Source organism: Arcticibacterium sp. SM2516 (genome assembly GCF_057914865.1).
This window is the reverse complement of sequence record NZ_CP195290.1, coordinates 1703621-1726942: the sequence shown is the minus strand read 5'-3', so window position 1 is coordinate 1726942 and position 23322 is coordinate 1703621. Positions and strand designations below refer to the sequence as shown.

Sequence of the window (23322 nt, the reverse complement as noted above, 5' to 3'; positions counted from 1 at the left end):
GGTATTTATTATGCTAGGGTTTATGATAAACGCAAGATAGCCCAAAATGCCTATTTGGAAGAAAAAGCTCTAAATAAATTGGTCTTCCTTCCTATGACGTTTTCTTTGTTTTTAACAAATCAAATTGTTCATTTATGATTATATCATTTTATTACTGGATTCTAAAAAGTTTATGGCTTTGCTCTTGAATAAAAATATAATTTTCCTTTTGTGGTTGAGAACATCCGGAGGTAGTTTCGCATTCGATGGCAAGGCTAATAAAATTTATTTTACCTATATGTGTTTTCCTGCTGAGTGGGTTCGTCCAACTTAGTTCTCAGGATACAGATAGCCATTTTAATGATGTAAGCTTTTCAGATTACGGTAATTTCACTTTTCAAGATGCCAGCCAAAATACGGTTAAACTTCTTTCTTCTGATAAGAAGCATTTAGGGCATGAAGATTACACTTTCGGAATTGAGGAAAAAGAAGAAGACGAAGATGATTTAGTTTCATTTTCTAATCATAGCGAGAGCAGTATTTATCATACTGCTTTTTTTTATGTGTTTAAAGCTGATTTTACCTCTACTTTAAGTGTTTCTAATGGCTTACATTTCAGTGAGTCGCTATCATCTAACAACAAGTATCTCTTATTTCAGGTCTTCCAGATATAAGATAAAATCTATCGGACTTTTAATCTAAAGTCTGATCACCCACTATTTTTTTCTTTCTCAGAAATTCTTTTTAGGCCTGCCTTAAAGAATTAGATATGATGGCATTATTCCGTTCAGTCTTTTCTGAGAACCCCTCATACGTATTACTAAAACTAAATTAAATAATGAAGAAAGTTCTCATGCTCTTAAGCTTGTGTGCATTGTTTTGCACTACAGGCTGCCACTCAGAAAAGGAAAAAGAAGCGGAAGTGGAAACCAAATTTTTGGTCACAAGTCCAATGCTTAAAGACACCACTATTACCAAGGATTATGTCAGCCAAATACACTCGATTCAACACATTGAATTACGAGCTCTAGAAAAAGGATATCTACAAAAGATTTATGTAGATGAAGGACAGTATGTAAGAGAAGGGCAAATGATGTTTCAGATTATGCCAGCCATGTATAAAGCCGAACTGCAAAAAGCTATAGCAGAGACCAATTTTGCAGAAATAGAATTTCAGAATACCAAGTCTTTGGCTGATAGCAATATTGTATCTAAAAATGAATTGGCTCTAGCCAAGGCCAAATTCGATAAAGCCAAGGCAGAACAGTCTATGGCCGAAGTTCACTTAAGTTTTACTCAAATCAAAGCTCCTTTCAGTGGCATTATGGATCATTTCCAAGTGAGACAGGGAAGTTTATTAGATGAAGGTGATTTGCTAACCACCATGTCTGATAATAGCAAAATGTGGGTCTATTTTAATGTTCCTGAAGCAGAATACCTTGATTATAAGGCTAGTTTGGATAAATCAAGCATGCTAAAAGTGAAATTAATGATGGCTAATAATAAGCCATTTGATTACCCTGGAATAGTAGAAACCATAGAGGCAGACTTTAATAATGAAACTGGAAATATTGCCTTTAGAGCAACTTTCCCAAACCCAAAAGGGCTTTTAAGACATGGTGAAACTGGCAATATACAAGTAAGCAAACCACTTAAAAATACCCTTATCATTCCGCAAAAAGCAACTTTTGAGGTTTTGGATAAAATCTATGTCTATGTCGTTGATAAAGATAGTATTATCCGTTCTAGACAAATTAAAATCGCCGCTGAGCTGCCACACTTATTTGCTATTTCTGAAGGTTTGGAGGTAAGCGATAAAATCCTCTTAGAAGGTTTGCGAAAGGTAAAAGAAAACCAAAAAATAGAATTTAAATTCTTAAAACCTGAGGCTGTGATTTCTGATTTAGGTCTGTATGCCGAATAATTAAAATATAGTAGAATTATGTTTAGTAATATCATTCACAGACCTGTATTGGCAATCGTTATTTCGGTTATCATTCTCTTTACAGGCTCGCTAGCAATAAAGCAGTTACCGACATCTCAGTTTCCGGAAATTGCCCCTACCACCGTTAATATATTTATTGCCTACCCAGGTGCAAGTGCAGACATTTTGGTGCAATCCACCTTGATAACACTGGAAAATGCCATTAACGGTACTCAAGATGTGCGTTATATGGCCACAGATGCCACCAGTGCAGGAGAGGCCACGCTTAGGATAGTTTTTGAACCCGGGACAGATCCCAATTTGGCGGTAATTAGGGTAAAAACGAGGGTTGACCAAGTGATGCCTTTACTTCCAGATCTGGTTCAAAGAGAAGGTGTGATCATCACACCCATTCAACCGAGTATGTTGATGTACGTTAACCTTTATAGTACAGACAAAAACCTGGATGAGAAGTTTTTGTACAACTACGCCAACGTAAATATGATCCCTGAAATAAACAGGATTCATGGTGTGGCAAGAACGCAGATTTTGGGTAGTAGACAGTATGCCATGCGTGTTTGGTTAAATCCTGACCGTATGCGTGCTTACAGTATTTCTGCAGAAGAAGTTATGGAAGCTCTGGCCGAGCAAAGTATCATTGGTCGTCCGGGTAGAATTGGGCAAAGTTCTGGTATAGCGGCACAGTCTTTAGAGTATGTTTTAACTTATAAAGGAAGGCTTAATAAACCTGAAGAATACGACAATGTTATTATTAGGGCCAATTCTGAAGGTGAGAGTATAAAACTGAAGGATATAGCCACGGTAGAACTGGGAAGTGAGTTTTTTGATATCTATTCCAATCTAGATGGGCACCCTTCTGCGGCCATTGTACTTAAGCAAAATTTTGGTAGTAATGCTACGGAGGTTATAGCAGATGTGAAGAGTAAACTGGAGGAAATGAAAGAATCATTCCCTCCAGGAGTGGACTATAAAATTAGTTATGATGTTTCTAAGTTCTTAGACGCCTCCATGGAGCAGGTAACACATACGCTTCGTGATGCATTTATCTTAGTGGCCTTGGTGGTATTTATTTTCCTTGGCGACTGGCGTTCTACATTGATTCCTATCATTGCGGTTCCCGTTTCACTTATAGGAGCATTCTTTGTCATGCAACTGTTTGGTCTCTCCATAAACTTAATAACGCTGTTTGCTTTAGTGCTCGCTATTGGTATTGTGGTAGATGATGCCATTGTGGTGGTGGAGGCCGTCCATGCCAAAATGGAGGAAGAACACCTCTCTCCCTATAATGCTGTTAAGAAAGTAATGGGCGAAATTAGTGGTGCTATTATCGCCATCACTTTGGTCATGGTTTCTGTGTTTTTGCCTATTGCATTTATGTCTGGCCCCGTGGGTACTTTTTACCGTCAATTTTCTATTACCATGGCCAGTGCCATTATTCTTTCTGCGGTGGTGGCTTTAACATTGACACCCGTATTGTGTGGCATGATTCTGAAAAATAACCATGGTAAACCAAAGAAAAAGTCCCCAATTGACTGGCTACTAGACAAATTTAATAAAGCTTTTGATAAGCTTACGGGTCGATATGTAAGTTTATTGAGGTTAATAGTTAACAAGCGATTACTAACATTTGTCATTCTTTTAGTCTTTGGTTTTGGGATAGTTTATGTCAATAAAGTTCTTCCTGCTGGTTTTATACCTGGTGAAGATCAAGGTACTATTTATGCCATTATTCAAACCCCTCCAGGTGCTACATTAGAAAGAACCAATAAAGTATCTCAGGAACTTCAAAAAATCTGTGAAGAAATAGAAGGCGTAGAATCGGTGTCTTCTTTGGCAGGTTATGAAATCATGACAGAAGGTAGAGGGTCAAACGCAGGTACATGTTTGATAAACCTTAAAACATGGTCAGAACGAGAGCATACGGTGCATGAGATCATTGAGGAGTTGGAAGAGAAAACAAGGGACTTAGGTGCCGTGGTAGAGTACTTTGAGCCACCAGCTGTTCCAGGTTTTGGTTCTTCTGGAGGTTTCTCCATGCGTTTATTAGATAAAACTAACTCAACGGATTATCAGGAGTTTGATGTGATTAACAAAAACTTCATGGCGGAGCTAGAAAAACGCAAAGAGCTTAGTGGCTTGTTTACTTTCTTTGCTGCCAATTATCCTCAATATGAGTTAGAAATAGATAATCAAACGGCTATGCAAAAAGGTGTTTCTATTGGCGATGCCATGGAAAACCTGAATATTTTGATTGGTAGTACTTATGAGCAAGGCTTCATTCGTTTTGGGCGTTTCTTCAAAGTTTATGTGCAGTCTTCTCCAGAATTTAGAAGACTTCCGTCCGATATCCTTAATCTTTTTGTGAAGAACGACCACGGTGAAATGGTGCCCTATTCTTCTTTTATGAAAATAGTGAAGAAGCAGGGACCAAACGAGATTACGAGGTATAACATGTACAACTCGGCTTCTATTCAAGGGCAGCCTTCAAAAGGATATACGACGGGAGACGCCATAGCGGCCATTAAAACAGTGGCTAAAGAAACACTTCCTAAAGGTTATGATATAGCATGGGAAGGACTTTCTTATGACGAGTCTAACCGTGGGAATGAGTCTATTTATGTATTCTTGGTGGTGTTGATTTTTGTTTACCTAGTGCTAGCCGCTCAGTATGAAAGTTTCCTTTTGCCATTGGCAGTAATATTCTCACTTCCTGTAGGGATATTCGGTTCATTCCTTCTTTTAAAAGCAATGGGTCTTGCCAATGACGTTTACGCTCAGGTTGGACTTATAATGTTGGTGGGTCTTTTAGGGAAAAATGCCGTGTTGATAGTGGAGTTTGCCGTTCAAAAAAGGCAGCAAGGTATGACCGTTTTTGAGGCGGCCATTGAAGGAGCTAAAGTGCGATTTAGGCCTATTTTAATGACTTCTTTTGCCTTTGTTGCCGGTTTAATTCCGTTGGTTATGGCTCATGGAGCAGGAGCCATTGGAAATAAAACCATTGGTGGCTCAGCCATGGGTGGAATGCTTTTCGGGACACTTATTGGGGTTATCATTATTCCAGGCCTGTATTACATTTTTGGCACTATGGCGGATGGTAAACAACTGATTAAAAATGAAGAAAATGAGTCGTTGTCTGGGAAGTTTGTGAGGTCTTTGGAAGAGGAAAGCAAAATTTTAAACAACATCCGTAAGGCCAATGCGAAACTTAAAAAACTTTTAGGTTTAACAAATATAAAAGATGACACAAATGAGTAAAAAGTTAATATATATAGGTTTAACGAGCTTATCTTTGGCATTTACAGCTTGTAAAACCCCACTTTTGGTGGAGAAGAATGTCAATAAATCAATACCTGCGAGTTTTAACGACTCGCAGGATACTGCAAACTCTGGGAAGCTTAAATGGCAGGAATACTTTCAAGATCCTTATCTAACGTCTCTCATAGATACTGCCCTAAGTAATAATCAGGAACTGAACATCATTTTACAGGAGATACAAATCTCACAGAATGAAGTAATGGCCAGAAAAGGGGAGTATATGCCCTTTGTGGATATTAGGGGTGGAGCAGGTTTTGATAAAGTAGGAAGATATACCAGCAAAGGTTCTAGTGAGGCTACCACTGATATAAAACCAGGAAGAGAAACGCCAGACCCCTTACCAGATTTTGGTGTTGGTGCTTATGCCTCTTGGGAAGTAGATATTTGGCACAAACTTAGGAATGCCAAAAAGGCGGCTCTTACGCGTTATTTGGCTAGTGTGGAAGGCAAAAATTTCATGGTGACTAACCTGATAGCTGAAATAGCAAACTCTTATTACGAATTACTGGCCTTAGATAATGAACTAGAAATAGTAAGACAGAATATTGAGATACAGAGTAATGCCCTGAAAATAGTAAGGATGCAGAAAGAAGCTACCCGTGTTACAGAGTTGGCGGTACGTAAGTTTGAAGCGGAAGTTTTTAGTACCAGAAGCCTTCAGTTCAATATTTTGCAGGAAATAGTAGAAGCCGAGAATAGAATCAACTTTTTGGTAGGTAGATATCCCCGGCATATAGACAGGAATTCTAATGGTTTTAACGATTTAAACACGGATGGAGTTCATGCAGGGATACCATCTGAATTGCTACAAAATCGTCCTGATATAAAGCAAGCTGAGCTTCAATTGGCAGCCGCTAAATTGGATATACAAGTGGCTAAAGCCAATTTCTATCCTTCGTTAAGCATTTCGGCAAACTTAGGTTTACAAGCTTTTAATCCGCTTTACTTAGCCAAAATACCTCAGTCTTTAATGACTTCTTTAATAGGGGATATGGTTGGTCCGCTGGTCAATAAAAATGCGATTAAAGCGACCTATTATAATGCAAATGCCGCTCAAATTCAGGCTATTTATAATTATGAAAGAACACTACTCAAATCTTACATTGAAGTAGCGAATAAGCTTTCAAAAATTGATAACCTGAAAAAGAGCTACGATTTGAAAGCATTAGAAGTGGAGGCACTTACGCAGTCTATAGATATTTCAAACCGACTTTTTAGGTCAGCGAGAGCAGATTATATGGAAGTTTTATTGACTCAAAGAGATGCCTTAGAATCCAAGTTTGAGTTGGTAGAAACCAAGAAACAACAAATGAATGCTTTTGTTGGTATTTATCAAGCATTAGGTGGGGGGTGGGAGTGATAAAATTCCCACAAACTCGAGTTATGATTCTCTAATAATTAATTCGAGTTAATGATTTCTTACAGTTAATTAGTTTAGTTTAGAGCACAGCCGCCTTAGTCTTTGACTTTGGGGGCTGTTTTGGTAAAAGAAAAAGAGGCTACCAGTGCAGGCAGCCTCTTTTGGAATACGCATTAAAAAAGACTTAAAACTTTCTATAAGGAGCATCCAAAAATGCATTGGCCTCCTCTTCTTTAAATTTGGCAGTTTCACTGTCCCAATGTAAAGTTTGATTTGGGAATCTTCCTGCAATCACACCTAAAAGAATAGTTTCTGTCAACCTTGAGGCATAAGAGAATGGTGCTGAGCACTTATCTTTACCTAAACAGGCATCCACAAACTGGTGGTAATGTCTTTTACCTTCCACATCATAATCTCTGAAAACATCGCCAATAGCTCCTTTAGCTTTGAGCTCTGAAAGATCTAGTTCTTCATATTTACCATTAACAATTAGTCTTGGTAATTGCATAAAATGCGGCAATAATAATCTGCCTTTTTCGCCAATGAACATGGCACCTTGGTCTGGTAATTCTTCGCCGTTAGGTAAAGCAAGATCGGGGTGGCTTAGTGGAGCATTTACACCGTCATACCATACCCATTTAAGAGATTCGGCGGTATATGGCGTTCCAGGGAACTCATAAGTCACTTTGTTTTCTTCTGGGAAACCAAAACCTGTAGGCTGGCGGCAATCGTTTATGATGGTTCTTGGTACATCTAATGCCAATGCGTTATACGGCGTGTCAAAAATATGAACACCCATATCCCCTAAAGTACCACAGCCATAATCCATAATTTTACGCCAGTTGCCTGGGTGATATTCACCTTCTTTGTAAGGTCTTTCTGGAGAGGTTCCTAACCAAAGGTTCCAATCTAAATTTGCTGGAATAGGATCGCTTCCCATAGGTGCTGGGCCATCATTTCCCCAGTTTTTAGGAGACCATGCTCTTACGGTAGAAACCTTACCTATAATACCCGACTGAATAAGAAGTGTTGCTAATTTATAATCATAAAAAGAGTGTACCTGAATACCCATTTGAGTAATCAGTTTCTTTTTAGCCGCCAGTTTGCTCATGGCTCTCGCTTCAGATACATGGTGGGTAAGCGGCTTTTGACAATAAATCTGCTTGCCCATTTCCATCGCCATCATAGAGGCGGGAGCGTGGCTATGGTCTGGTGTTGAAACTACTACGGCGTCTATCTCCTTGCCCATTTCTTTCAATAAATCTCTATAGTCTTTGTAAATTTTAGCATTGGGGTAAGTACTTTTTACCATATCCAAAGCTTTAGTATCTACATCACATAAAGCAACCACTTCCACAGAAGGGTGAGAAGCTATGGCTTCTAAATCTGCACGGCCCATGCCTCCTAAGCCAATATGGGCTGTTCTTAAAGTCTTCTTTTTGTCCATTGCCCAAATGGCAGATGGCATAACGGTAAGTGACGCCAAAGCAGCGGCACTCTTAAGAAATTCTCTTTTTTTCATTTATTCTGGTTAATAATTGGTCAATAGAATGGTTTAAATGGTTGTTTCATAAATAGGATATTAACTAATGATAGCCAATGGGCTCGTGTTTTTCCAGTTTCCTCTTGTGAAGTCGGGGAAGTTTTGAGGTGCTCCACCACTGGCCACCGAGCGTTCGCTTAGTGGAGATACAGCACTCCAAAGGCAGCCTTCATACATATTTTGGTCTAGTGGAAGGCCGTTTTGGAGACATTCTACAATTCGGTACATCATCATGCCGTCCATGCCACCATGCCCACTATCTTTCGTTTTTTGATTTAGTCTTTTATACAAAGGATGGTCGTACTTGTCATAAAGGAGTTGTAGTTTTTTACCTTCAATCCATTCGTGGTGACTTTCTGTAGCTCCCGGAAAACCACCTTCTAAAGCCACACGCGTAGGGAAACCTGCCAGCGTGCCTGAGGTACCTTGCACCAAATTTAATCTAGAATATGGCCTTGGGCTTGTTTCGTCCCATTGAACCATAACCGTTCGGCCTAGATTGGTTTTAATGATGGAGGTATTTAAATCACCTCCTTTATAATCTAGTTTATTCCATTTGTGGTTTGTGCCATAATTTTTCTCAGCGTATAGCTTTCTACCTAAAGATGGGGTTGAGAAAGAGACCAAGCTTTTGAAGTTGTCATCTTTTCTACCCAAATTCATATATTGAGCTACAGGTCCCAGTCCATGGGTAGGGTAGAGGTTGCCATTTCTGTTGGCATAGTGAGCTGTACGCCAAGAACCCGTACCACGTTCTTCTTCTTTCATTTGGAACCTTAATTCATGAATATATGCGGCTTCCGCATGCAGTAATTCACCTATAACACCCTGGCGACACATGTTTAAAAACATGAGTTCGTCACGGTCATAGTTGACGTTTTCCATCATCATGCAGTGCTTTTGGGTCGCTTCAGAGGTATCTACTATTTCCCACATTTCTTCCAATGTGAGAGCGATAGGTACTTCCACAAAAGCGTGAGCTCCCTGTTTCATGGCTTCAATGGCCATAGGAGCATGATTACTCCAATTGGTGGCAATGAAAACGACATCAGGTTTTACCTCTTGGAGCATGACCTTCCATTTATCTTCTGCTCCAAAGTAAGTTTTTACATTCTTATGTCTTTGACCTTTACCAATTTCTTTGGCTTTGGCCGCCCATTTGGTGGCGTTGTCTTCATATAAATCTGAGATGGCTACCACTTCTGTGCCTTCCATTTCAGCAAAAAACTTCATATGTCCAGGTCCTCTGGAGCCTACACCTATAAATGCGGCTTTTATTTTTGGGAGCTTTGGTGCTGCAAAATTCCCCATGTATTGGGCGGTAGACTTTCTAGCTGTTTGAGCCTCGGCGGCTTGAGCCAAGAGTGAGCCCGCCGTGATAGTAGCTGCGGAAAGTGAGGTTTTTCTAAGGAAGTTTCTTCTGTTGATATTCGTCATAGGTTCAATGATTGGGTTGTTGCTTTAACACTCATAATCAAAACCTTGAAAGTAGGTTTCGAAGCTTTGATTAAACATGAGTTATTAAATTTATTTAAAAATAGAATTTATGACTTAGAATGCCTGACTAATTCCATTATTATTTTGAAGAATTAATTAAAGCCCATACCATATCCGAATAGACATCTTGATTGGTTCCAGTAAGTTTTTCTAAGGTTTCGTAGTAATTTGCATTCCTTTTTGATACGCTCCGCAACGCAGCAATTCCCAAACAACAGCAAAGCCCTTTTCCTTTTCTAGTTTATCTATAATAAGAGCATTTACCACATAATCAACCATTAAATGCTTGTCTTGGCTTTCCCCAAAATTCTCAGGATTTTCTTTATAGTACTTCCAATCAATGTCTTTTTTAGAGGCATATTTAGCCTTAAACTTGTTTAGAATTTCATCCCAAGAATAAGCCCAACTTCCGCCATAAAGATAAGCACAGGCTTCATCCACAGGTCTATTGGTTTTATTCCTATTTATCGCCAAACCGAGCCTGTCATGCCATAAATCATGAGTGTCAAAATTTTCGAAATTAGGGTCGCCTATTCCTTGGATTATAATTTGATCATTATCCAGTGAGGCCATGGTAGAGCCGTGTGTGCGTCCATTATAAGGAGCCATATAATCTATACCAATAAGTTTCAAAAGGTCTATTAGATTTTCTGTAAGATAAATGGCCGTATTTTTTTGAAGAATCTTCAGTTTAGTATCAAATTCCGCTGTTTTATGTACATATGCCAGCGTATTTTCAAAATTGAGATTGGCTTGATAGTAGAAGGTATTGTTCTCAATTTGTTTAGATTTCCAGTGCAGGGTGTTTCTCTTTAGAGGTGATGAGAATTTAAAGTGGTCGGCTTCCTGATGGGCTATCAATTGTAAATTGGCCTTTAAAATAGGTTCCCCATTTTGCACTTGTAAATACGCCATCTGAATAAGATAGGTGCCTTTCTGCTCCTCTACCATATTTAAAAGATAAGGTTGGTAGAGCTTCTCAGTTGTAATGCCTTTCATTTCATCTAAAAGTAGCTGTGTTGATAGTTTTTCAGCCACAAAGAGGTAAGGATTGTCTTTGTCTCCTTTATGAGCCGCTTCTAGAAAATCGTTTAAAGCGTCCTGAAACACAACTCGTTTCAAACTGTCCAAAGGGATTTTGATATTAGGCTGAATGACAAGCTGACCGAAGCCATTATAGAAACAGATGAGCAGTAGAAAGAGTAATTTTGATTTCATGTCTTTAAGTTTTGGTTTGTTAAACCGTAAAAGTGAAGACAGATCCCTATACTTTATGTTAACATTTTTAAAACAAAATGTTATTGATTGTTAACACTTTATGTCGTTTTTTTAGGTTCGCTTGGGTTTTTCGTCTACCAAAATACCTTTTAACATATGCCCTAATATAGGTCGACATTTTTCTTCACAAGCCGGATAAAAAGCACCATGTTTCCAATAGTCGGATTTAGGAGATTTGCCCCACCAAAACTCTGCCATGGCAATGGGCTTCATTTTATGCAGGAAGGCGTATTGAAGTAGTTTTGGCGTAGCACATTCACCTGCACCAGCCGGCGGATTGCAATTGATATTATTCTTAAATATTTCTCGAATATTTTTTCTCTCTCCAAGAGCATTTAGAAAGAAATAGTGGTCAAAAAGCCTATTTTGAAGTGTCTGGGAATACTTTTTTCGAGCATCTTTCAAATCATTGATTTCTTTATAAGAAGCCGTTTTTTGAAGTTTTTTGATGTTTTCTCCCATTCTGGTGAGCTCCTGCATACCTAAATTCAGGAAACTGCCTTCTATCAAAGCATCATAAACGGGTGGTACAAATTTGGCGTGGTTATTTCCACCGGCTAGTTTACCAGAAAAAGCCGATAAATAACCAATTTCACTTTCTTGTGTTTCAACCACCATCACACCAAACATCTTTCCAATGACTGGTCCATCTATTTCTGGCACTAAGCCGAAATTATGAATCCAATCGGCCTGGTTATTGAGGTGTTCTTGAAGTTTTTTTGCTGCTAAAAGGCAAATGTCATCTACTTTATAATCAAAAGGGTATGTAAACTTATGAGGTAAGTTCGGGATATCTGGAGTGTGCTCAAAAGCCGTAAAAAATGGGTCTTTCAAGGTTTACTATATTTAAATTTGGAGCTATTATTCAAAACTTTACCCCAAGACTAGGCTTTTGATTTCAATTTGTTCTGAAATGGCATCCCAAAGTTTCACTCTTTGCTCTAAGGCCTGTTTAGCTACCGTAAAGGTATCCGACCATTTTTCAGAATCTTCTTCACAAAGTACTCTTATCATTTCTAGGGAGAGTGGACCGTGCTCATCACCATCTAGCTCAATATGTCTTTCTAGATAGTAAGTTAGTTTATTATAGTGTTCGTTCTTGGAATCCGCTCCTTTTAAAATCTCCATGAACATATCTGGAATCAGGTCTTCTCTACCAAAAGTAAAGGCTGCAGCCACCAAATGTGGCTGTTCGGTTTCAATAATCCTAAAGGTGAAATTAACAAAGTTAGCCACTTCATCATGTATTTTTAAAGCTCCAAGAGCATCACTGACAGACTCCTTATCTATAATGAGTTCAATAAACCTGTCAATCTCTAATGTACTAGCACCTATTTGGTTCATGGCTTCTAAGTACATTTCAAAATGACTTTTGGCTTCGCCTAATTCATTGATATCGCTCTCTTCTCCATGAACTATTTCGTTGATAAATCTGGCCAAAACAGGATCCTTTTTCGGTGTCCAAGGTATTTCTGTAGTCGTGAGTTTTATTTGAAGGGCTTTCAGCAAAGACATGAAATCCCATACCGCAAAAACATGATTTTCCATAAAGACTTTAATGTCTTCTAGGCTTCTTAGGTTTTCATAAAGTTTGTGCGTTCTTAGCTGATGTCTTAGGTCGCTCAGCTCTTTTTCTATTTCTACTATTCTGTTCATTATAAATGTTCTATAGCTTTTTCATGTTTGTGTTGACAAAGAATAAACGGTTTGCTCATTCATTAGGTTTAAAAAAAATGAAAATCTTCTAAGTTTTTTGCTCTAGATTTTAATAAGTTGAAGTTACCTTCTTAATTACCAATATCTTGTTAAGACATGCCTGATTTTTTCGTTTCGAAATAGAAATATAAGATTATTGAAAAAGCTCTATGGTGTAATCGAACAGTTCTGTACCGCCTGGCTTACCATGGCCCGGGATTACGATTTTAGCATTCCGGTGTTTTGCTTTTAGTTTGGTCACTGTTTCTGGCCAAGCAGCAATATTTGCGTCTCCTAGATAGCCCTTTTTAGCTCCTACTTCCTTAATCAGACAGCCACCAAAAATGACATTGTCTAGCGGGAAAGAGGCTATCACATTATCTCTGGTGTGGCCTTCACCATAGTATTCTGCAAAAACATTTTCTCCGCCTACTTTGAGTTTAAGGATGTCATCAAATCCATGAATGGGCACTAAGAAAGTGGTGCCAATGTGGGCAATGGTGTTATAAGAAGCGTAAGTGGGGACTTTGGCTGCCTGAAACTGAGTTATTCCTCCAATACAGTCGTCGTGAAAATGGGTGGCTACCATTCCCCTAATTTTTGTCTTTAGGCTATCGGAAAGAAAAGCTATTAGTTCCTCTGAGCTACTGCTATCAGAAGGGGTGTCAAAAACCATGCTTTCTCCATTATTTATGACAAACATGCCATTGCAGGCCACTCGCCCAAAATCGTCGGTATTTAGAAACGAAATATGCTGATAAGTATGTTCTGAGAGACGTTTTACAATTAAATCTTCGCTTTGGTAGGCTATAGAATCTATAGCCACCTTGGTAGGTGTTTGTTCAGCAGTTTCGTTTGAAGACTGGCAGCCTATTAAAAAGGCCGAAAATAGGAATATACTGAGGAGTGCTGTTCTTAAACTTATCATGGTTAAATTGGAATCTTTTGAGCGTGCAAGAAAGGCTTAAGGTAGCAAAATGCCTTCAGCTTAAAAAGGGCAGAGCTAAAATGAGTAAAATCTTAAAATTTAATACTGGGATTTTTATATACATGAAGAACATTCCTTATGGAAGTCAATCTCATTTAGGAGCATTAAGCTCATAGTAAGGGGTTATTTTTAGTGAAATGTCACGATTAGGTTTTCAGTATTTTCTGCCTAAATTTAAGTTCTGATATAGTCAAATTTCATTTTCGCCACCTTTGGGAATATTCGCTTACTGCCATAAAGCAAGTGAGTTTTCAAACAAGTTTTGCTGAAAGGTTTAAGTGAAATGCATTGTTTTCTCCTTGAACTGCCAAAAGGAATGCATCTTAAAAATGTTGCCTTCAGGATTATGAACTTTAAGGTTATTCTATTTGTGTTTGGGCTCAGGCAAATCAAAATAAATTCCTTGTGTTCTGTCCAAAGAAGCAGAAATAGTATTGAAATTGTCCTCTGAAGCTAACAAGTCAATATACTTATCTACGATGTTTCCATGTTTGTAGATGATAAAAGTATTTTCTCGGTCTGGGTTTATCTTATTGCGATGAGCTTCCGATTTATGGTCGGTAAAAGAGGGTACGAAAGTCAATGCAGTATGCTGAAGATGGAGCTCAGAACCCAAGTTTTCAAGTTTGGATTGTCGTGCTTCTTGGTTATAGTTTTTTTCATTTCCGTAAACAAAATAGACCTTCAGGTAACTTTTCCGTTTCTCACTTTCTATCTCTAAAAAAGTCAGCCATTTTTTTATATCCTGCCAGTTAGGATTATGGCCTACAAAGTAGATTATGCCGTGATAACGGCCGTATTTACAGACAGGACAGGTTCTGGTTCCTTTGTCTGGTCCATAGGCGTGGAAAGGCGTAAAGGAGGGTTGTGCTTCTCCAATGTTTAAGCCTGAAATGTTATTGACCGTACTTTCTTTTGGATAATTTGGAATGTTTAATCCCAGTACGATATTGTGCTCTACAATTTGTAAATTATCTTTTAAAAGTACTTTTACGACTGCATTTCCACCACGATTTTCCTTAGGATATTTCTTGAAATATGGTATTAGAAATTTATCATCATCAAAGGTGATTTCATCGGTGTAGTATTCATCGGAGACGTCTGGTTCTTTAATAGACAAATGAATATGGGCAGGCATTAATTGCTTGGGATATGGTGCTGGCCGAATGGTTTTAATGGTGTATTTTCCATTTAAATCAGTCTTAACCCAGCCACGAATATGCCCGTGCTTTTTTGCCTGCTCATTCATACCAAGTTTTGGTGAATAATAACCTTCATTATCTGTTTGCCAGTAATAGATAATGACATCAGGTGCCGGCGTCTTTCCGTCTATCTGACATACCGTTCCTGTTATCATAACTTTTTGACCTGTTTCATTCCAGGCAGGGCTGGTGTTTGAGGAAGGAATTTCTTTTGGCATTCCGATATACATCAGTTCACAGCCATCACATCCACCGCCTACTATTTTACTACTTGCTTCTTTCGAAAAGTTAGTCGTTTGACCATTACAGCTCATGGAAAAAAAACATGAAAGCAAAAAGTATTTACTAAAGCTTAACCTGTTCATATTGTCGGGATTTTTGTGTAAAACTCGTGATATAAACTTTCTGTGTTCTAATATAATGGTGCGAGTGGAGTTTAATTTGCGGTGAAACGATGAGAACTATCCAGCTTGGTTTTGAAATCTTGAGCATAACTGCGACTTACTCTCAGCGTAGTATGATCTGTAAGCGTAATGTCGTAGTCTCCGTTTTTACGAGATTTAATGGAAAACACCTTTGTGATATTCACAATATGAGATTTATGTATACGAACAAATTGATCGTGGTCCAGTTGAGATTCAATGGATTTTAGCGTTTCCGCGTGCAAATATTTTTTTGAAACGCCATGAACATTTACATAGGGCGAATTGGCTGTTAAATAGTAAATGTCGCCTACAGGCAAAATTACCTTTTTATTGTGGTCGGAAATTAAGAGGGAACTTAAGCTATTAGTTGTGATTACTTTTTCAGGCGTTGTAGAACCTGAGGGAAGCTTAATCTTGTCAACATTAAATAGAATAATGGCGAAGCTGTAAATGATAAGGGTTTCTAACAAGTAGGCCGATAATCCAAAATGAAAAGTCTGAGCATAAGAAAACGTGTGGTTATAGAAAGTTTTAGATAAAGCCCATACCAATGCTGGATAAGTAATTAAATGCACGGTAATTATTAAACCCGTTAGAAGTAAGTTGGGCTTCATTTTAGCCTTTGACTGCTTCAAGAGTATAAATAAAAAGGGAAGGAACAGTACCCAAAAAGAGCTAAAGAGTAAAGACTCCGAAATGTAAAAAGCCCCGTTTTGAAATTGTGCTGACTCATAATCCAAAGCTATATTTGTTATAATCAACATAAAAAGACCTAATAGAAGTCCATATTTTAGCTTCTTTTTATGTTCGAAAATGTGATATGTCTGTAGAAGTGTCATTGTATTTCGTGGGGTCAAATGGTTCTAATGAGCTTCTATACAATAGTTTGCTTGTAACTTCAATCTACTCATTTTTTTAGCTTAATAAAACCAATTTACATGAACTTAATCTTATGCAAATCAACAAATCGACGTCCAAGATTAAATCCCTGTCTCGTGTGATAACAGAATCAATGCTTGCTATTTTCTTGTATGTTTAGAAGCAAACCAATATTTCTTTTAACATTAAGAAGACTTTTGCAAAGCGAGGGAAATCTTATTAAAAAGCTTCGGGTTTTAGAAATATCTTAGAAACAATATTATACTAATATCTAGGTTTAAAACTTTTAGTTTATGTTCGGAATTATCAACTTTTGGGCGTTTTTATTGAGTGGTATCCTTGTCAATATTGCTCCAGGAGCAGACACCATGTTTATTCTTGGAAGGAGTATTTCTCAAGGCAAGAAATCCGGGATTTATTCTGCTTTGGGCATTTTGGGTGGAGCCCTCATTCATTGTATTATGGCGGCTTTTGGCTTATCCATTTTACTGGCAAAATCTGCCTTAGCTTTTTCTGTAGTAAAGTATCTAGGAGCCGCATATTTGGTGTTTTTAGGATTGAAACTGCTGCTTTCAAAGGAAAGTAAAATGAACATAGAATCGAAAGAAGTGAAAACAGAAAGCCTGAAAAAAGTATTTTGGTCTGGTGTACTTACAGATTTGCTGAATCCAAAAGTGGCCTTATTTTTCTTGGCTTTTTTACCACAATTTATAAACTCAGAATATGCAGATAACGCTATACCTTTCTTGCTTTTGGGTTTTACTTTTCTCTTTACAGGTGCCATTTGGTGTATAGGGGTAGCCATTTTTGCAGCCAAACTTTCTGGCAGTTTTAGAAGTAATCCTAAGATAAAATACTGGCTAGACAAAAGTACGGGAGGGCTGTTCCTAGCTTTGGGTGCTAAACTAGCATTCAGTAAAAGCTGATTTTTGAACCAAATACGATAAAGATTTTAAAGCTGTGACCTTAACTTTGTTTCAGTCACTCATTAATCTTATGCCCATGGCAAAAGTACACCCAGAAATTTCAGAAGAAATAAAGTCTTTTATAGCAGCTCAGCATATGTTTTTTGTGGGTACCGCTATGACAGACGGAAAAGTGAATGTATCTCCAAAAGGGCGAGATTCATTAAGGGTATTGGGACCAAATAAAATCATTTGGAGAAATCTTACTGGTAGCGGAAACGAAACTGCAGCACATCTTCAAAAAGTGAATAGAATGACGCTGATGTGGTGTGCTTTTGAGGGCAAACCTATGATTCTTCGCTGCTATGGTACCACCAAGGTTTATCACGAAAGAGACGATGGATGGGATGAGCGGAATGCTTTATTTCCAGTGAGCAACGGAGCCAGACAACTTTACGAAGTAAACGTGGAAATGGTACAGACTTCCTGTGGTTTTGCCGTGCCGTTTATGGATTTTAAAAAAGAAAGAGACGTCCTAGAAAAATGGGCAGAAAACAAGGGCAGGGATGGCATCAAGGCGTATTGGAAGGAGAAAAACGTCAAGAGTTTTGACGATGAGCCTACTGGTATTTTTGAATAAAAAAGGCTATTAAAGTCAACATACTTTAGTCATTAAAAATAAAAAAGCCTAGGCCTCCAGGGTCTCTAATGATAATATTATCCACTTTCCCTTCTGCGTTAAACGCGGTGATTTCTTCCGTAATGGGGATTTGGAGCGTTCTTATCTTCTTGATAATATCTAAGTTATTTTTACCATTAAAGAAGGTAAGCGAGGGGTTGAAGAATAAGTGAGGGCATGTAAAAGGACTCATCAGACTAATTTTCAAGTCGTTTTCATTCTTTAAAGAAACCCAACTGTCGCTTACAGAACCGGAGATAACTTCAAAGCCAATAATATCAAAAAGCTTGGTGGATAGTGCTAGATTCGGACTCTCTAAACTTATGCCCATGTTGTTTCCTAATACAGACAAATTGAAATTTTCTAGCATTGGATGCTTCAGTTTTTTCTCAATCAGGTAAACCCACATCCCAGAGGGAGTTACAAAAGAATAGTTTTTTTTTAAATCGTTTATCTCGGTAATTTCTTTCAAAGCCTCTAATTCCTTTTGCCATGAGGGTTTGTAAAGCTTAATACCAAGTCGGGCAAAAGGCTCTGGGTTTATTTCAATAACAACCCTTCCGTCTGAAACGGTATTTGAACTCTTGGTATTAAGAGGAGTGAAGTTCAATTTCCGATAGAACTCATTACTAACAAGCTGGTTTCCGGTGGGTGTTTGAATAATGGTTTTCATGAAATTATAGTGGGCTTGGGAGAAGTTATTAGTGAAGTGCCTTACTTTATCTTGGTAGATACGTTATTAAGCGAATAATCGTTTTCGCCGAGTGCGTTTTATTAATGCTTGCTATCGATAATGCATTAAATTGCTCGAAAATTCAATTAAACCCGCTTGATTGGTGCTGATAAATTATATTTGATACCATGAAACTTTATACTTTTAGTCTGCTATACTTAATTCCTTTTTTCTTTTTTTTCGAACAGTCTGAAATGGCAAAAGAGAAAACGAAATTGTCTGATTATGGTTTTTTTAAAGGCATCTTGAGCGAGCTTGTTCCTGCAAACGGTGTGTATCCTTACTCTTTAAAAACACCTCTATTTACAGACTATGCAGAGAAATTCCGATTTGTCGTCCTCCCGGAGGGTGGCAAAATTAATTATGATGAGCTGGAAGTCTTTAATTTTCCGGAAGGCAGCACTTTGATTAAGAATTTCTACATTCCAATAGATTATAAGAAGCCAGAAAAGGGTAGAGGATTGATAGAAACCAGACTCATTAGTAAAAGAGATGGATTTTGGGAATCGCTTCCCTATATCTTGCCTTGAAGGGCTGTTTTTGTCTTGCCGAAATAGTTTAAACGGTACTGTTTTGCTTAAACGATACTGGTATGATTCCAAGACGAGCGGTTTGAAATTTTTCTATAAAGTATAGTTATTTATAGGGCACTTTCGCTTTGAAATGACTTATTGAGATGTTTTAAGTGATAGCGTAATCTATTTAATTATCTTTGCAAAATATTAATAAATCAGAATAATGAAACCTGTTTATAAAGCACACCCTTGGCATGGGATTTCTATTGGAGATGATGCCCCGAATATTGTAAATACCTTTATTGAGATTGTACCTTCTGATACTATCAAATACGAAATCGATAAGGAAACTGGGTATCTATGTATTGATAGACCTCAAAAATATTCCAACATTGTTCCTTCTTTATATGGTTTTATTCCACGAACCTACTGCGGGGCAAGAATAGCGGAATACGCGATAAATAGCGGTGCCGAAGGCGTAACTGCTGGTGATGGCGATCCACTTGATATTTGTGTATTATCCTCTCACCATATTCCACACGGAGATATTTTATTACAAGCCAGACCAATTGGTGGACTGTGTTTAGTAGATAAAGGAGAAGCAGACGACAAGATTATTGCCGTTTTAGTAGGAGACCATATCTATGGAGAATACAAAGATTTGAAAGATATGCCTAAAGACGTAGTGGAAAGACTTAAGCACTATTTCTTAACTTATAAAAACCTTCCACACGAGCCAAAGCACTGTGTTATTGCACATGACTACGGTGTGGAAGAAGCCAAAGAAGTGATTAAAATGGCCATGAGAGACTATAGAGATACTATCTTTAGTCCTATTTAAGGTTATTTAAAAATTCTATCGTGTTTACATTGTCGGCGAAGTCATTTATACTTGGAGTTTGACTTCCGCCAAAAGGAATATGATTCTTGCCGACAATGCACTGAATACTCTCCTCATGCTGTTCTAGCATCTCTTTTAATTGTGCCTCGTTTTCGTACTCTTCATAGAACAAAACACTTATCGGGCTTACCAGATTCTCACTCTTTGTAACTAGAAGAAAGCCATTATCATAATGGTGGTTCATATTTACCAAATAAATTGACTTGTTATAGTCGTAGTTGTTATTGTATTTATGATGAATTTGAATGGTATTCCAGTATTCTATGGCCTGGAAAAACGGCGTGAAATCATAGCCTTTCGGCACAAAAGCTTTCGAGACATTTCTGCATCCCAGACCGAAATATTGGAAAATATCATTACCAAAATCCCTTAATTCCTGTCCTGTTTCGGCTCCATTTAAAACAGCTACCGAGCTTCTGTTTTTTCTAATAATATTGGGCTTTTTACCGAAATAATATTCAAAGTATCTAGAGGAATTATTGCTTCCTGTGGCTATAAAAGCATCGGCGTCATTTAGCCTGTCTGCTATCACTATTTGCTCATTTAGTTCGGGTTCAAATTCTATAAGCTTGGCGATCATTTTACGCATTAAAATGCTATCGGAACTACTTAATTTTAGTAAGGCAACATTTCCTGTAAGCAGAATACACAGTAAATCATGAAAGCCCACTAAGGGAATATTTCCTGCAGAAACCAGCCCTATTTTCTTAGGCTCTGAGTTTTCTATTATGCCAGAGGCAAAGCTCTCTAAAGCCGCTTTGTTAAGAAATTCTTTTCCTATATTCTGTAAAGAAAGTAAGACATTATCTTCCGTAAACCAGCCATTTTCGTTTTTGCACTGGGCAGCCCAATACTTTAAATTTTCTTGATTTGCTTCTGAGGTGAGAAAATCGCCTAATTTTGAAAATGGGACTATTCTTTTTTCTAATGTCATTTTTTTAATGCCGCTTTGCATTTTTTATTATTCGCTACAAAATTACTAAGCTCCTGAAACTTTGTAGGCTTATATTTGTTCTTTATTTGAATAAACAACGGAACTGCAATTTGCTATGGCGATTATTATAACAGACGAATGTATTAACTGTGGAGCATGTGAGCCGGAATGTCCAAATACCGCTATTTACGAGGGTGGTGTTGAATGGACTTGGGCTGGAGGAACGGCATTAGAAGAAGTAGATTTTGGTGATGGCACCATTATCGATGCAAAAGACGATCAAGAACCCGTTTCTGACGAGTTTTATTATATAGTTTCTGATAAGTGTACAGAATGTATGGGTTTCCATGAGGAGCCTCAGTGTGCTGCGGTTTGCCCAGTAGACTGCTGTGTTCCAGATCCAGATAGGGTGGAAGACGAAGAAACACTTTATGCTAAAAAAGCATGGTTACATGCAGAAGCTTAAAAAATAGACCTAATAGGTTGAATTAAAAATCCAGTTGACATTTGTCAGCTGGATTTTTTTTTGTTTTTAAGCTTTGAATATTAACAGATTGACCGAAAACGGTTTTAGCCTTGAGAGCTTAATAAATCATGTGTTTTCTAATGCATGGTATGGGATAAAATGGTCTTGACTTAAGCACTCCATAGGAATAGCCTGCTGCGTTTTATTTTGCGTAGGCACCAGAAGAATAGGTCAGTTCATAACTATGCGTATAGATTTCGAAAACAATACCGAAAGGGTCCTGGACGTAAACCATTTTATAAGGTTTGTCATTGGGATAATATTCTCGGATAGGCATTCTTTGCTTTCCTCCATATGCCACTATCTTTTTAGTTAACTCCTCAATATTTGGGTCTTGAACACTAAAGTGAAATAGGCCAGTATTAAAAGGGCTAAATTCGGGGGCTTCTTTCACGCCATGAGGGAAAGAGAATAGTTCTATTCCAATGCCGTCTGAGGTGGCCAGATGTGCAATTTCAAACTCCTCCCAATCATCACCAAAAACGTCAATACACATTATTCCAATAGCGGTATCGCTCTCTTTCTTTACTACGGCAGGTTCCATAATAACATACCAACCCATTACCTCGGAGTAGAATTTTACGGCATCCGAAATATTAGGAACCGTAATTCCAATATGTGAAAATGATTTTGGATAATTTTTATTTGAATTCATAAGATATATTTTTATTTGAAATACAAAATAAGGCTATATTGTCACCAATCGCAATAACTTACCTAAAAGTGTTATAGTATACTAAAAGAGTTAATAGCTTATTAATAGATAGTTAAGAATAAAATATGAAAGAAGATAATTCCTGTCCGCTTCACTATACCATGACCTTAATTGGAACAAAATGGAAGCCTTTGGTTTTATTTCATCTTTTGGACGGTGCCTTACGCTCTGGAATTTTACAAAAGAAAATTAAAGGGGTTTCTAATAAAATGTTTACGCAAACGCTACGGGAATTAGAGAAAGATGGCCTGGTCATCAGAAAAGTTTTTCCCGTGGTTCCTCCCAGAGTAGAATACGAGCTGAGTGAGAGAGGGAAATCTCTTGAGAACATTTTAAGAAGTTTAGATAGCTGGGGTGCCAAAGATGAGCGGAATGAATGTAAGTGATATATATAAATGGGATGATTATTTTAGGATTAAGATTTGATGCTTTTGATCATATCGAAGACTCACTTGTTTAAAATATCGTTTAACATTTCTACTTGAATCTTCTGCATCTCTAGTAGCTCTTGCTGCTGATGTAGCATCAAATGGTCAATTTTCTCGTGCAAGGTCCTAATCTCTAATTCAGATTTTAGGTTTATCAAATAGTCTTTTTCTGCTTCAATTCTATCTTTCTCGTCCTTTCTATTTTGGCTCATCATAATTACCGGAGCTTGCATCGATGCTAGACATGATAAAATGAGATTCAAAAGAATAAAAGGGTAGGGGTCAAAGCCCTTGTTGGCTAGCCAGTAGATGTTCACACAAATCCAGACCAGAATAAAGAAGCCGAAGGCTATGATAAAAGTCCAGCTCCCGCCAAAAGTTGCCACCTTATCTGCAATTCGCTGACCCAAAGTAGGCTGACTTAACACCAAGCTTGAGCTATCTGTCAACCTTGTGTGATTAGTGATTGACTGAATCACTATTTTTTCTTGCTCTGTTATTTCTTCCAGGTTTTTACCCAAGATTTGGACCAGGTATTTCTCTCTGTAGTAGTTTAATTCCTCTTTAGAAATGCAGCCGTCTTTGGCTATTTCTGGATAGTCTTGGTAAATCAGTTGACTGATACTGTGTCTCAGCGAATTCAAATTCACCCTTTGGTTTTCTAGCAGGCTCTTTCCCGAAATGGCACTTTTGTCCTTATTCATCTCATTATTGTTTTAAAATGTAGGTCATCCTAGCGTTATTTAAGTTAAATACATGCCATTATATACAAACATTTCATTTTAAAGCTAGTTTAATTTGTGGAAGATACTGCTGTTCGAGGTCTTTTTGAGCTCGAATTGATTTTAATATGTCAGCATAATTTAGCGATTAAGGGGCT

22 protein-coding genes are annotated in these 23322 nt (G+C 37.8%); 10 read left to right on the top strand and 12 right to left on the bottom strand.

The genetic code is table 11. The annotated features are described in order from the left end of the window. The first annotated feature begins 245 nt into the window (after window positions 1-245). The 4 genes from ACSBFT_RS07170 (at window position 246) to ACSBFT_RS07155 (ending at window position 6599) form a co-directional block, all read left to right on the top strand. Window positions 246-653: a hypothetical protein gene (locus ACSBFT_RS07170; protein WP_463044872.1), complete on the top strand. Its 408-nt coding sequence runs from the start codon at window positions 246-248 to the stop codon at window positions 651-653. Window positions 654-817: 164 nt separating this feature from the next. Further along, the gene (locus ACSBFT_RS07165; protein WP_489604075.1) at window positions 818-1903 is read left to right on the top strand and encodes an efflux RND transporter periplasmic adaptor subunit; all 1086 of its coding nucleotides are present in this window, start codon (window positions 818-820) and stop codon (window positions 1901-1903) included. 18 nt (window positions 1904-1921) lie between these two features. Then, window positions 1922-5179: an efflux RND transporter permease subunit gene (locus ACSBFT_RS07160; protein WP_489604074.1), complete on the top strand. Its 3258-nt coding sequence runs from the start codon at window positions 1922-1924 to the stop codon at window positions 5177-5179. Then, window positions 5172-6599 carry a TolC family protein gene (locus ACSBFT_RS07155; protein WP_489604073.1) on the top strand — a complete coding sequence of 476 codons (1428 nt, stop codon included), beginning with the start codon at window positions 5172-5174 and terminating at the stop codon, window positions 6597-6599. Before ACSBFT_RS07160 ends, ACSBFT_RS07155 begins: the two co-directional genes overlap by 8 nt. Before the next feature lie 184 nt (window positions 6600-6783). On the opposite strand, the gene ACSBFT_RS07150 is transcribed toward ACSBFT_RS07155, so the two are convergent. The 8 genes from ACSBFT_RS07150 to ACSBFT_RS07115 form a co-directional block, all read right to left on the bottom strand. Beyond that, window positions 6784-8121, bottom strand: coding sequence for a Gfo/Idh/MocA family protein (locus ACSBFT_RS07150; RefSeq protein ID WP_489604072.1), 1338 nt, complete (start codon window positions 8119-8121; stop codon window positions 6784-6786). Between the two features lie 60 nt (window positions 8122-8181). Next, a complete protein-coding gene (locus ACSBFT_RS07145) occupies window positions 8182-9579 on the bottom strand; it encodes a Gfo/Idh/MocA family protein (RefSeq protein WP_489604071.1) in 1398 nt (465 codons plus the stop codon). 210 nt (window positions 9580-9789) lie between these two features. After that, a complete protein-coding gene (locus ACSBFT_RS07140) occupies window positions 9790-10857 on the bottom strand; it encodes a hypothetical protein (RefSeq protein ID WP_489604070.1) in 1068 nt (355 codons plus the stop codon). A gap of 111 nt (window positions 10858-10968) precedes the next feature. Beyond that, a complete protein-coding gene (locus tag ACSBFT_RS07135; RefSeq protein ID WP_489604069.1) occupies window positions 10969-11751 on the bottom strand; it encodes a pseudouridylate synthase in 783 nt (260 codons plus the stop codon). A 39-nt stretch (window positions 11752-11790) separates the two neighbouring features. Continuing rightward, window positions 11791-12573 carry a DUF3050 domain-containing protein gene (locus ACSBFT_RS07130; RefSeq protein WP_489604068.1) on the bottom strand — a complete coding sequence of 261 codons (783 nt, stop codon included), beginning with the start codon at window positions 12571-12573 and terminating at the stop codon, window positions 11791-11793. 193 nt (window positions 12574-12766) lie between these two features. Then, window positions 12767-13540: a subclass B1 metallo-beta-lactamase gene (gene bla, locus ACSBFT_RS07125; protein ID WP_489604067.1), complete on the bottom strand. Its 774-nt coding sequence runs from the start codon at window positions 13538-13540 to the stop codon at window positions 12767-12769. A gap of 424 nt (window positions 13541-13964) precedes the next feature. Beyond that, window positions 13965-15167 carry a dioxygenase family protein gene (locus tag ACSBFT_RS07120; RefSeq protein WP_489604066.1) on the bottom strand — a complete coding sequence of 401 codons (1203 nt, stop codon included), beginning with the start codon at window positions 15165-15167 and terminating at the stop codon, window positions 13965-13967. A gap of 71 nt (window positions 15168-15238) precedes the next feature. Next, complete coding sequence (locus ACSBFT_RS07115; RefSeq protein WP_489604065.1) at window positions 15239-16066, bottom strand: LytTR family DNA-binding domain-containing protein; 828 nt, start codon at window positions 16064-16066, stop codon at window positions 15239-15241. Window positions 16067-16399: 333 nt separating this feature from the next. On the opposite strand from ACSBFT_RS07115, the gene ACSBFT_RS07110 reads away from it, so the two are divergent. Further along, window positions 16400-17032 (top strand): LysE family translocator, encoded by a 633-nt coding sequence (locus tag ACSBFT_RS07110; RefSeq protein ID WP_489604064.1) that lies wholly within the window; start codon window positions 16400-16402, stop codon window positions 17030-17032. A 76-nt stretch (window positions 17033-17108) separates the two neighbouring features. Beyond that, a complete protein-coding gene (locus ACSBFT_RS07105; RefSeq protein WP_489604063.1) occupies window positions 17109-17651 on the top strand; it encodes a pyridoxamine 5'-phosphate oxidase family protein in 543 nt (180 codons plus the stop codon). 25 nt (window positions 17652-17676) lie between these two features. On the opposite strand, the gene ACSBFT_RS07100 is transcribed toward ACSBFT_RS07105, so the two are convergent. Beyond that, window positions 17677-18363: a hypothetical protein gene (locus ACSBFT_RS07100; RefSeq protein ID WP_489604062.1), complete on the bottom strand. Its 687-nt coding sequence runs from the start codon at window positions 18361-18363 to the stop codon at window positions 17677-17679. Between the two features lie 254 nt (window positions 18364-18617). Here ACSBFT_RS07100 and ACSBFT_RS07095 point away from each other — a divergent pair, with 254 nt between their 5' ends. Next, complete coding sequence (locus ACSBFT_RS07095; protein WP_489604061.1) at window positions 18618-18953, top strand: hypothetical protein; 336 nt, start codon at window positions 18618-18620, stop codon at window positions 18951-18953. A 208-nt stretch (window positions 18954-19161) separates the two neighbouring features. Then, complete coding sequence (locus tag ACSBFT_RS07090; RefSeq protein ID WP_463047923.1) at window positions 19162-19779, top strand: inorganic pyrophosphatase; 618 nt, start codon at window positions 19162-19164, stop codon at window positions 19777-19779. Here ACSBFT_RS07090 and ACSBFT_RS07085 read toward each other — a convergent pair. Then, window positions 19772-20773 carry an acyl-CoA reductase gene (locus tag ACSBFT_RS07085; protein WP_489604060.1) on the bottom strand — a complete coding sequence of 334 codons (1002 nt, stop codon included), beginning with the start codon at window positions 20771-20773 and terminating at the stop codon, window positions 19772-19774. The two genes, ACSBFT_RS07090 and ACSBFT_RS07085, sit on opposite strands and share 8 nt — an antisense overlap. Before the next feature lie 115 nt (window positions 20774-20888). Between ACSBFT_RS07085 and ACSBFT_RS07080 the strand changes: the two genes are divergently transcribed. Continuing rightward, on the top strand, window positions 20889-21239 hold the full coding sequence (locus tag ACSBFT_RS07080; RefSeq protein ID WP_463047925.1) for a 4Fe-4S dicluster domain-containing protein: 351 nt from the start codon (window positions 20889-20891) through the stop codon (window positions 21237-21239). A gap of 202 nt (window positions 21240-21441) precedes the next feature. Here the strand turns inward: ACSBFT_RS07080 and ACSBFT_RS07075 are convergent, their stop codons facing one another. Next, window positions 21442-21954, bottom strand: a complete 513-nt coding sequence (locus tag ACSBFT_RS07075; RefSeq protein WP_489604059.1) for a VOC family protein — start codon at window positions 21952-21954, stop codon at window positions 21442-21444. Window positions 21955-22079: 125 nt separating this feature from the next. Between ACSBFT_RS07075 and ACSBFT_RS07070 the strand changes: the two genes are divergently transcribed. Further along, window positions 22080-22400 (top strand): winged helix-turn-helix transcriptional regulator, encoded by a 321-nt coding sequence (locus ACSBFT_RS07070; RefSeq protein ID WP_463047927.1) that lies wholly within the window; start codon window positions 22080-22082, stop codon window positions 22398-22400. Window positions 22401-22462: 62 nt separating this feature from the next. Here ACSBFT_RS07070 and ACSBFT_RS07065 read toward each other — a convergent pair whose 3' ends face one another. Next, the gene (locus tag ACSBFT_RS07065) at window positions 22463-23146 is read right to left on the bottom strand and encodes a DUF1003 domain-containing protein (protein ID WP_463047928.1); all 684 of its coding nucleotides are present in this window, start codon (window positions 23144-23146) and stop codon (window positions 22463-22465) included. Between the last annotated feature and the right edge of the window lie 176 nt (window positions 23147-23322).

What these genes read in the sequence shown, in the direction of transcription:
- ACSBFT_RS07065 (WP_463047928.1), bottom strand. Translation starts at nt 23,146, where the DNA reads ATGAATAAGGACAAAAGTGCCATTTCGGGAAAGAGCCTGCTAGAAAAC.
- ACSBFT_RS07110 (WP_489604064.1), top strand. Translation starts at nt 16,400, where the DNA reads ATGTTCGGAATTATCAACTTTTGGGCGTTTTTATTGAGTGGTATCCTT.
- ACSBFT_RS07140 (WP_489604070.1), bottom strand. Translation starts at nt 10,857, where the DNA reads ATGAAATCAAAATTACTCTTTCTACTGCTCATCTGTTTCTATAATGGC.
- ACSBFT_RS07130 (WP_489604068.1), bottom strand. Translation starts at nt 12,573, where the DNA reads ATGAACAGAATAGTAGAAATAGAAAAAGAGCTGAGCGACCTAAGACAT.
- ACSBFT_RS07100 (WP_489604062.1), bottom strand. Translation starts at nt 18,363, where the DNA reads ATGAAAACCATTATTCAAACACCCACCGGAAACCAGCTTGTTAGTAAT.
- ACSBFT_RS07165 (WP_489604075.1), top strand. Translation starts at nt 818, where the DNA reads ATGAAGAAAGTTCTCATGCTCTTAAGCTTGTGTGCATTGTTTTGCACT.
- ACSBFT_RS07150 (WP_489604072.1), bottom strand. Translation starts at nt 8,121, where the DNA reads ATGAAAAAAAGAGAATTTCTTAAGAGTGCCGCTGCTTTGGCGTCACTT.
- ACSBFT_RS07145 (WP_489604071.1), bottom strand. Translation starts at nt 9,579, where the DNA reads ATGACGAATATCAACAGAAGAAACTTCCTTAGAAAAACCTCACTTTCC.
- ACSBFT_RS07085 (WP_489604060.1), bottom strand. Translation starts at nt 20,773, where the DNA reads ATGACATTAGAAAAAAGAATAGTCCCATTTTCAAAATTAGGCGATTTT.
- ACSBFT_RS07095 (WP_489604061.1), top strand. Translation starts at nt 18,618, where the DNA reads ATGGCAAAAGAGAAAACGAAATTGTCTGATTATGGTTTTTTTAAAGGC.
- ACSBFT_RS07170 (WP_463044872.1), top strand. Translation starts at nt 246, where the DNA reads ATGGCAAGGCTAATAAAATTTATTTTACCTATATGTGTTTTCCTGCTG.
- ACSBFT_RS07090 (WP_463047923.1), top strand. Translation starts at nt 19,162, where the DNA reads ATGAAACCTGTTTATAAAGCACACCCTTGGCATGGGATTTCTATTGGA.
- bla (WP_489604067.1), bottom strand. Translation starts at nt 13,540, where the DNA reads ATGATAAGTTTAAGAACAGCACTCCTCAGTATATTCCTATTTTCGGCC.
- ACSBFT_RS07115 (WP_489604065.1), bottom strand. Translation starts at nt 16,066, where the DNA reads ATGACACTTCTACAGACATATCACATTTTCGAACATAAAAAGAAGCTA.
- ACSBFT_RS07160 (WP_489604074.1), top strand. Translation starts at nt 1,922, where the DNA reads ATGTTTAGTAATATCATTCACAGACCTGTATTGGCAATCGTTATTTCG.
- ACSBFT_RS07080 (WP_463047925.1), top strand. Translation starts at nt 20,889, where the DNA reads ATGGCGATTATTATAACAGACGAATGTATTAACTGTGGAGCATGTGAG.
- ACSBFT_RS07155 (WP_489604073.1), top strand. Translation starts at nt 5,172, where the DNA reads ATGAGTAAAAAGTTAATATATATAGGTTTAACGAGCTTATCTTTGGCA.
- ACSBFT_RS07105 (WP_489604063.1), top strand. Translation starts at nt 17,109, where the DNA reads ATGGCAAAAGTACACCCAGAAATTTCAGAAGAAATAAAGTCTTTTATA.
- ACSBFT_RS07120 (WP_489604066.1), bottom strand. Translation starts at nt 15,167, where the DNA reads ATGAACAGGTTAAGCTTTAGTAAATACTTTTTGCTTTCATGTTTTTTT.
- ACSBFT_RS07075 (WP_489604059.1), bottom strand. Translation starts at nt 21,954, where the DNA reads ATGAATTCAAATAAAAATTATCCAAAATCATTTTCACATATTGGAATT.
- ACSBFT_RS07070 (WP_463047927.1), top strand. Translation starts at nt 22,080, where the DNA reads ATGAAAGAAGATAATTCCTGTCCGCTTCACTATACCATGACCTTAATT.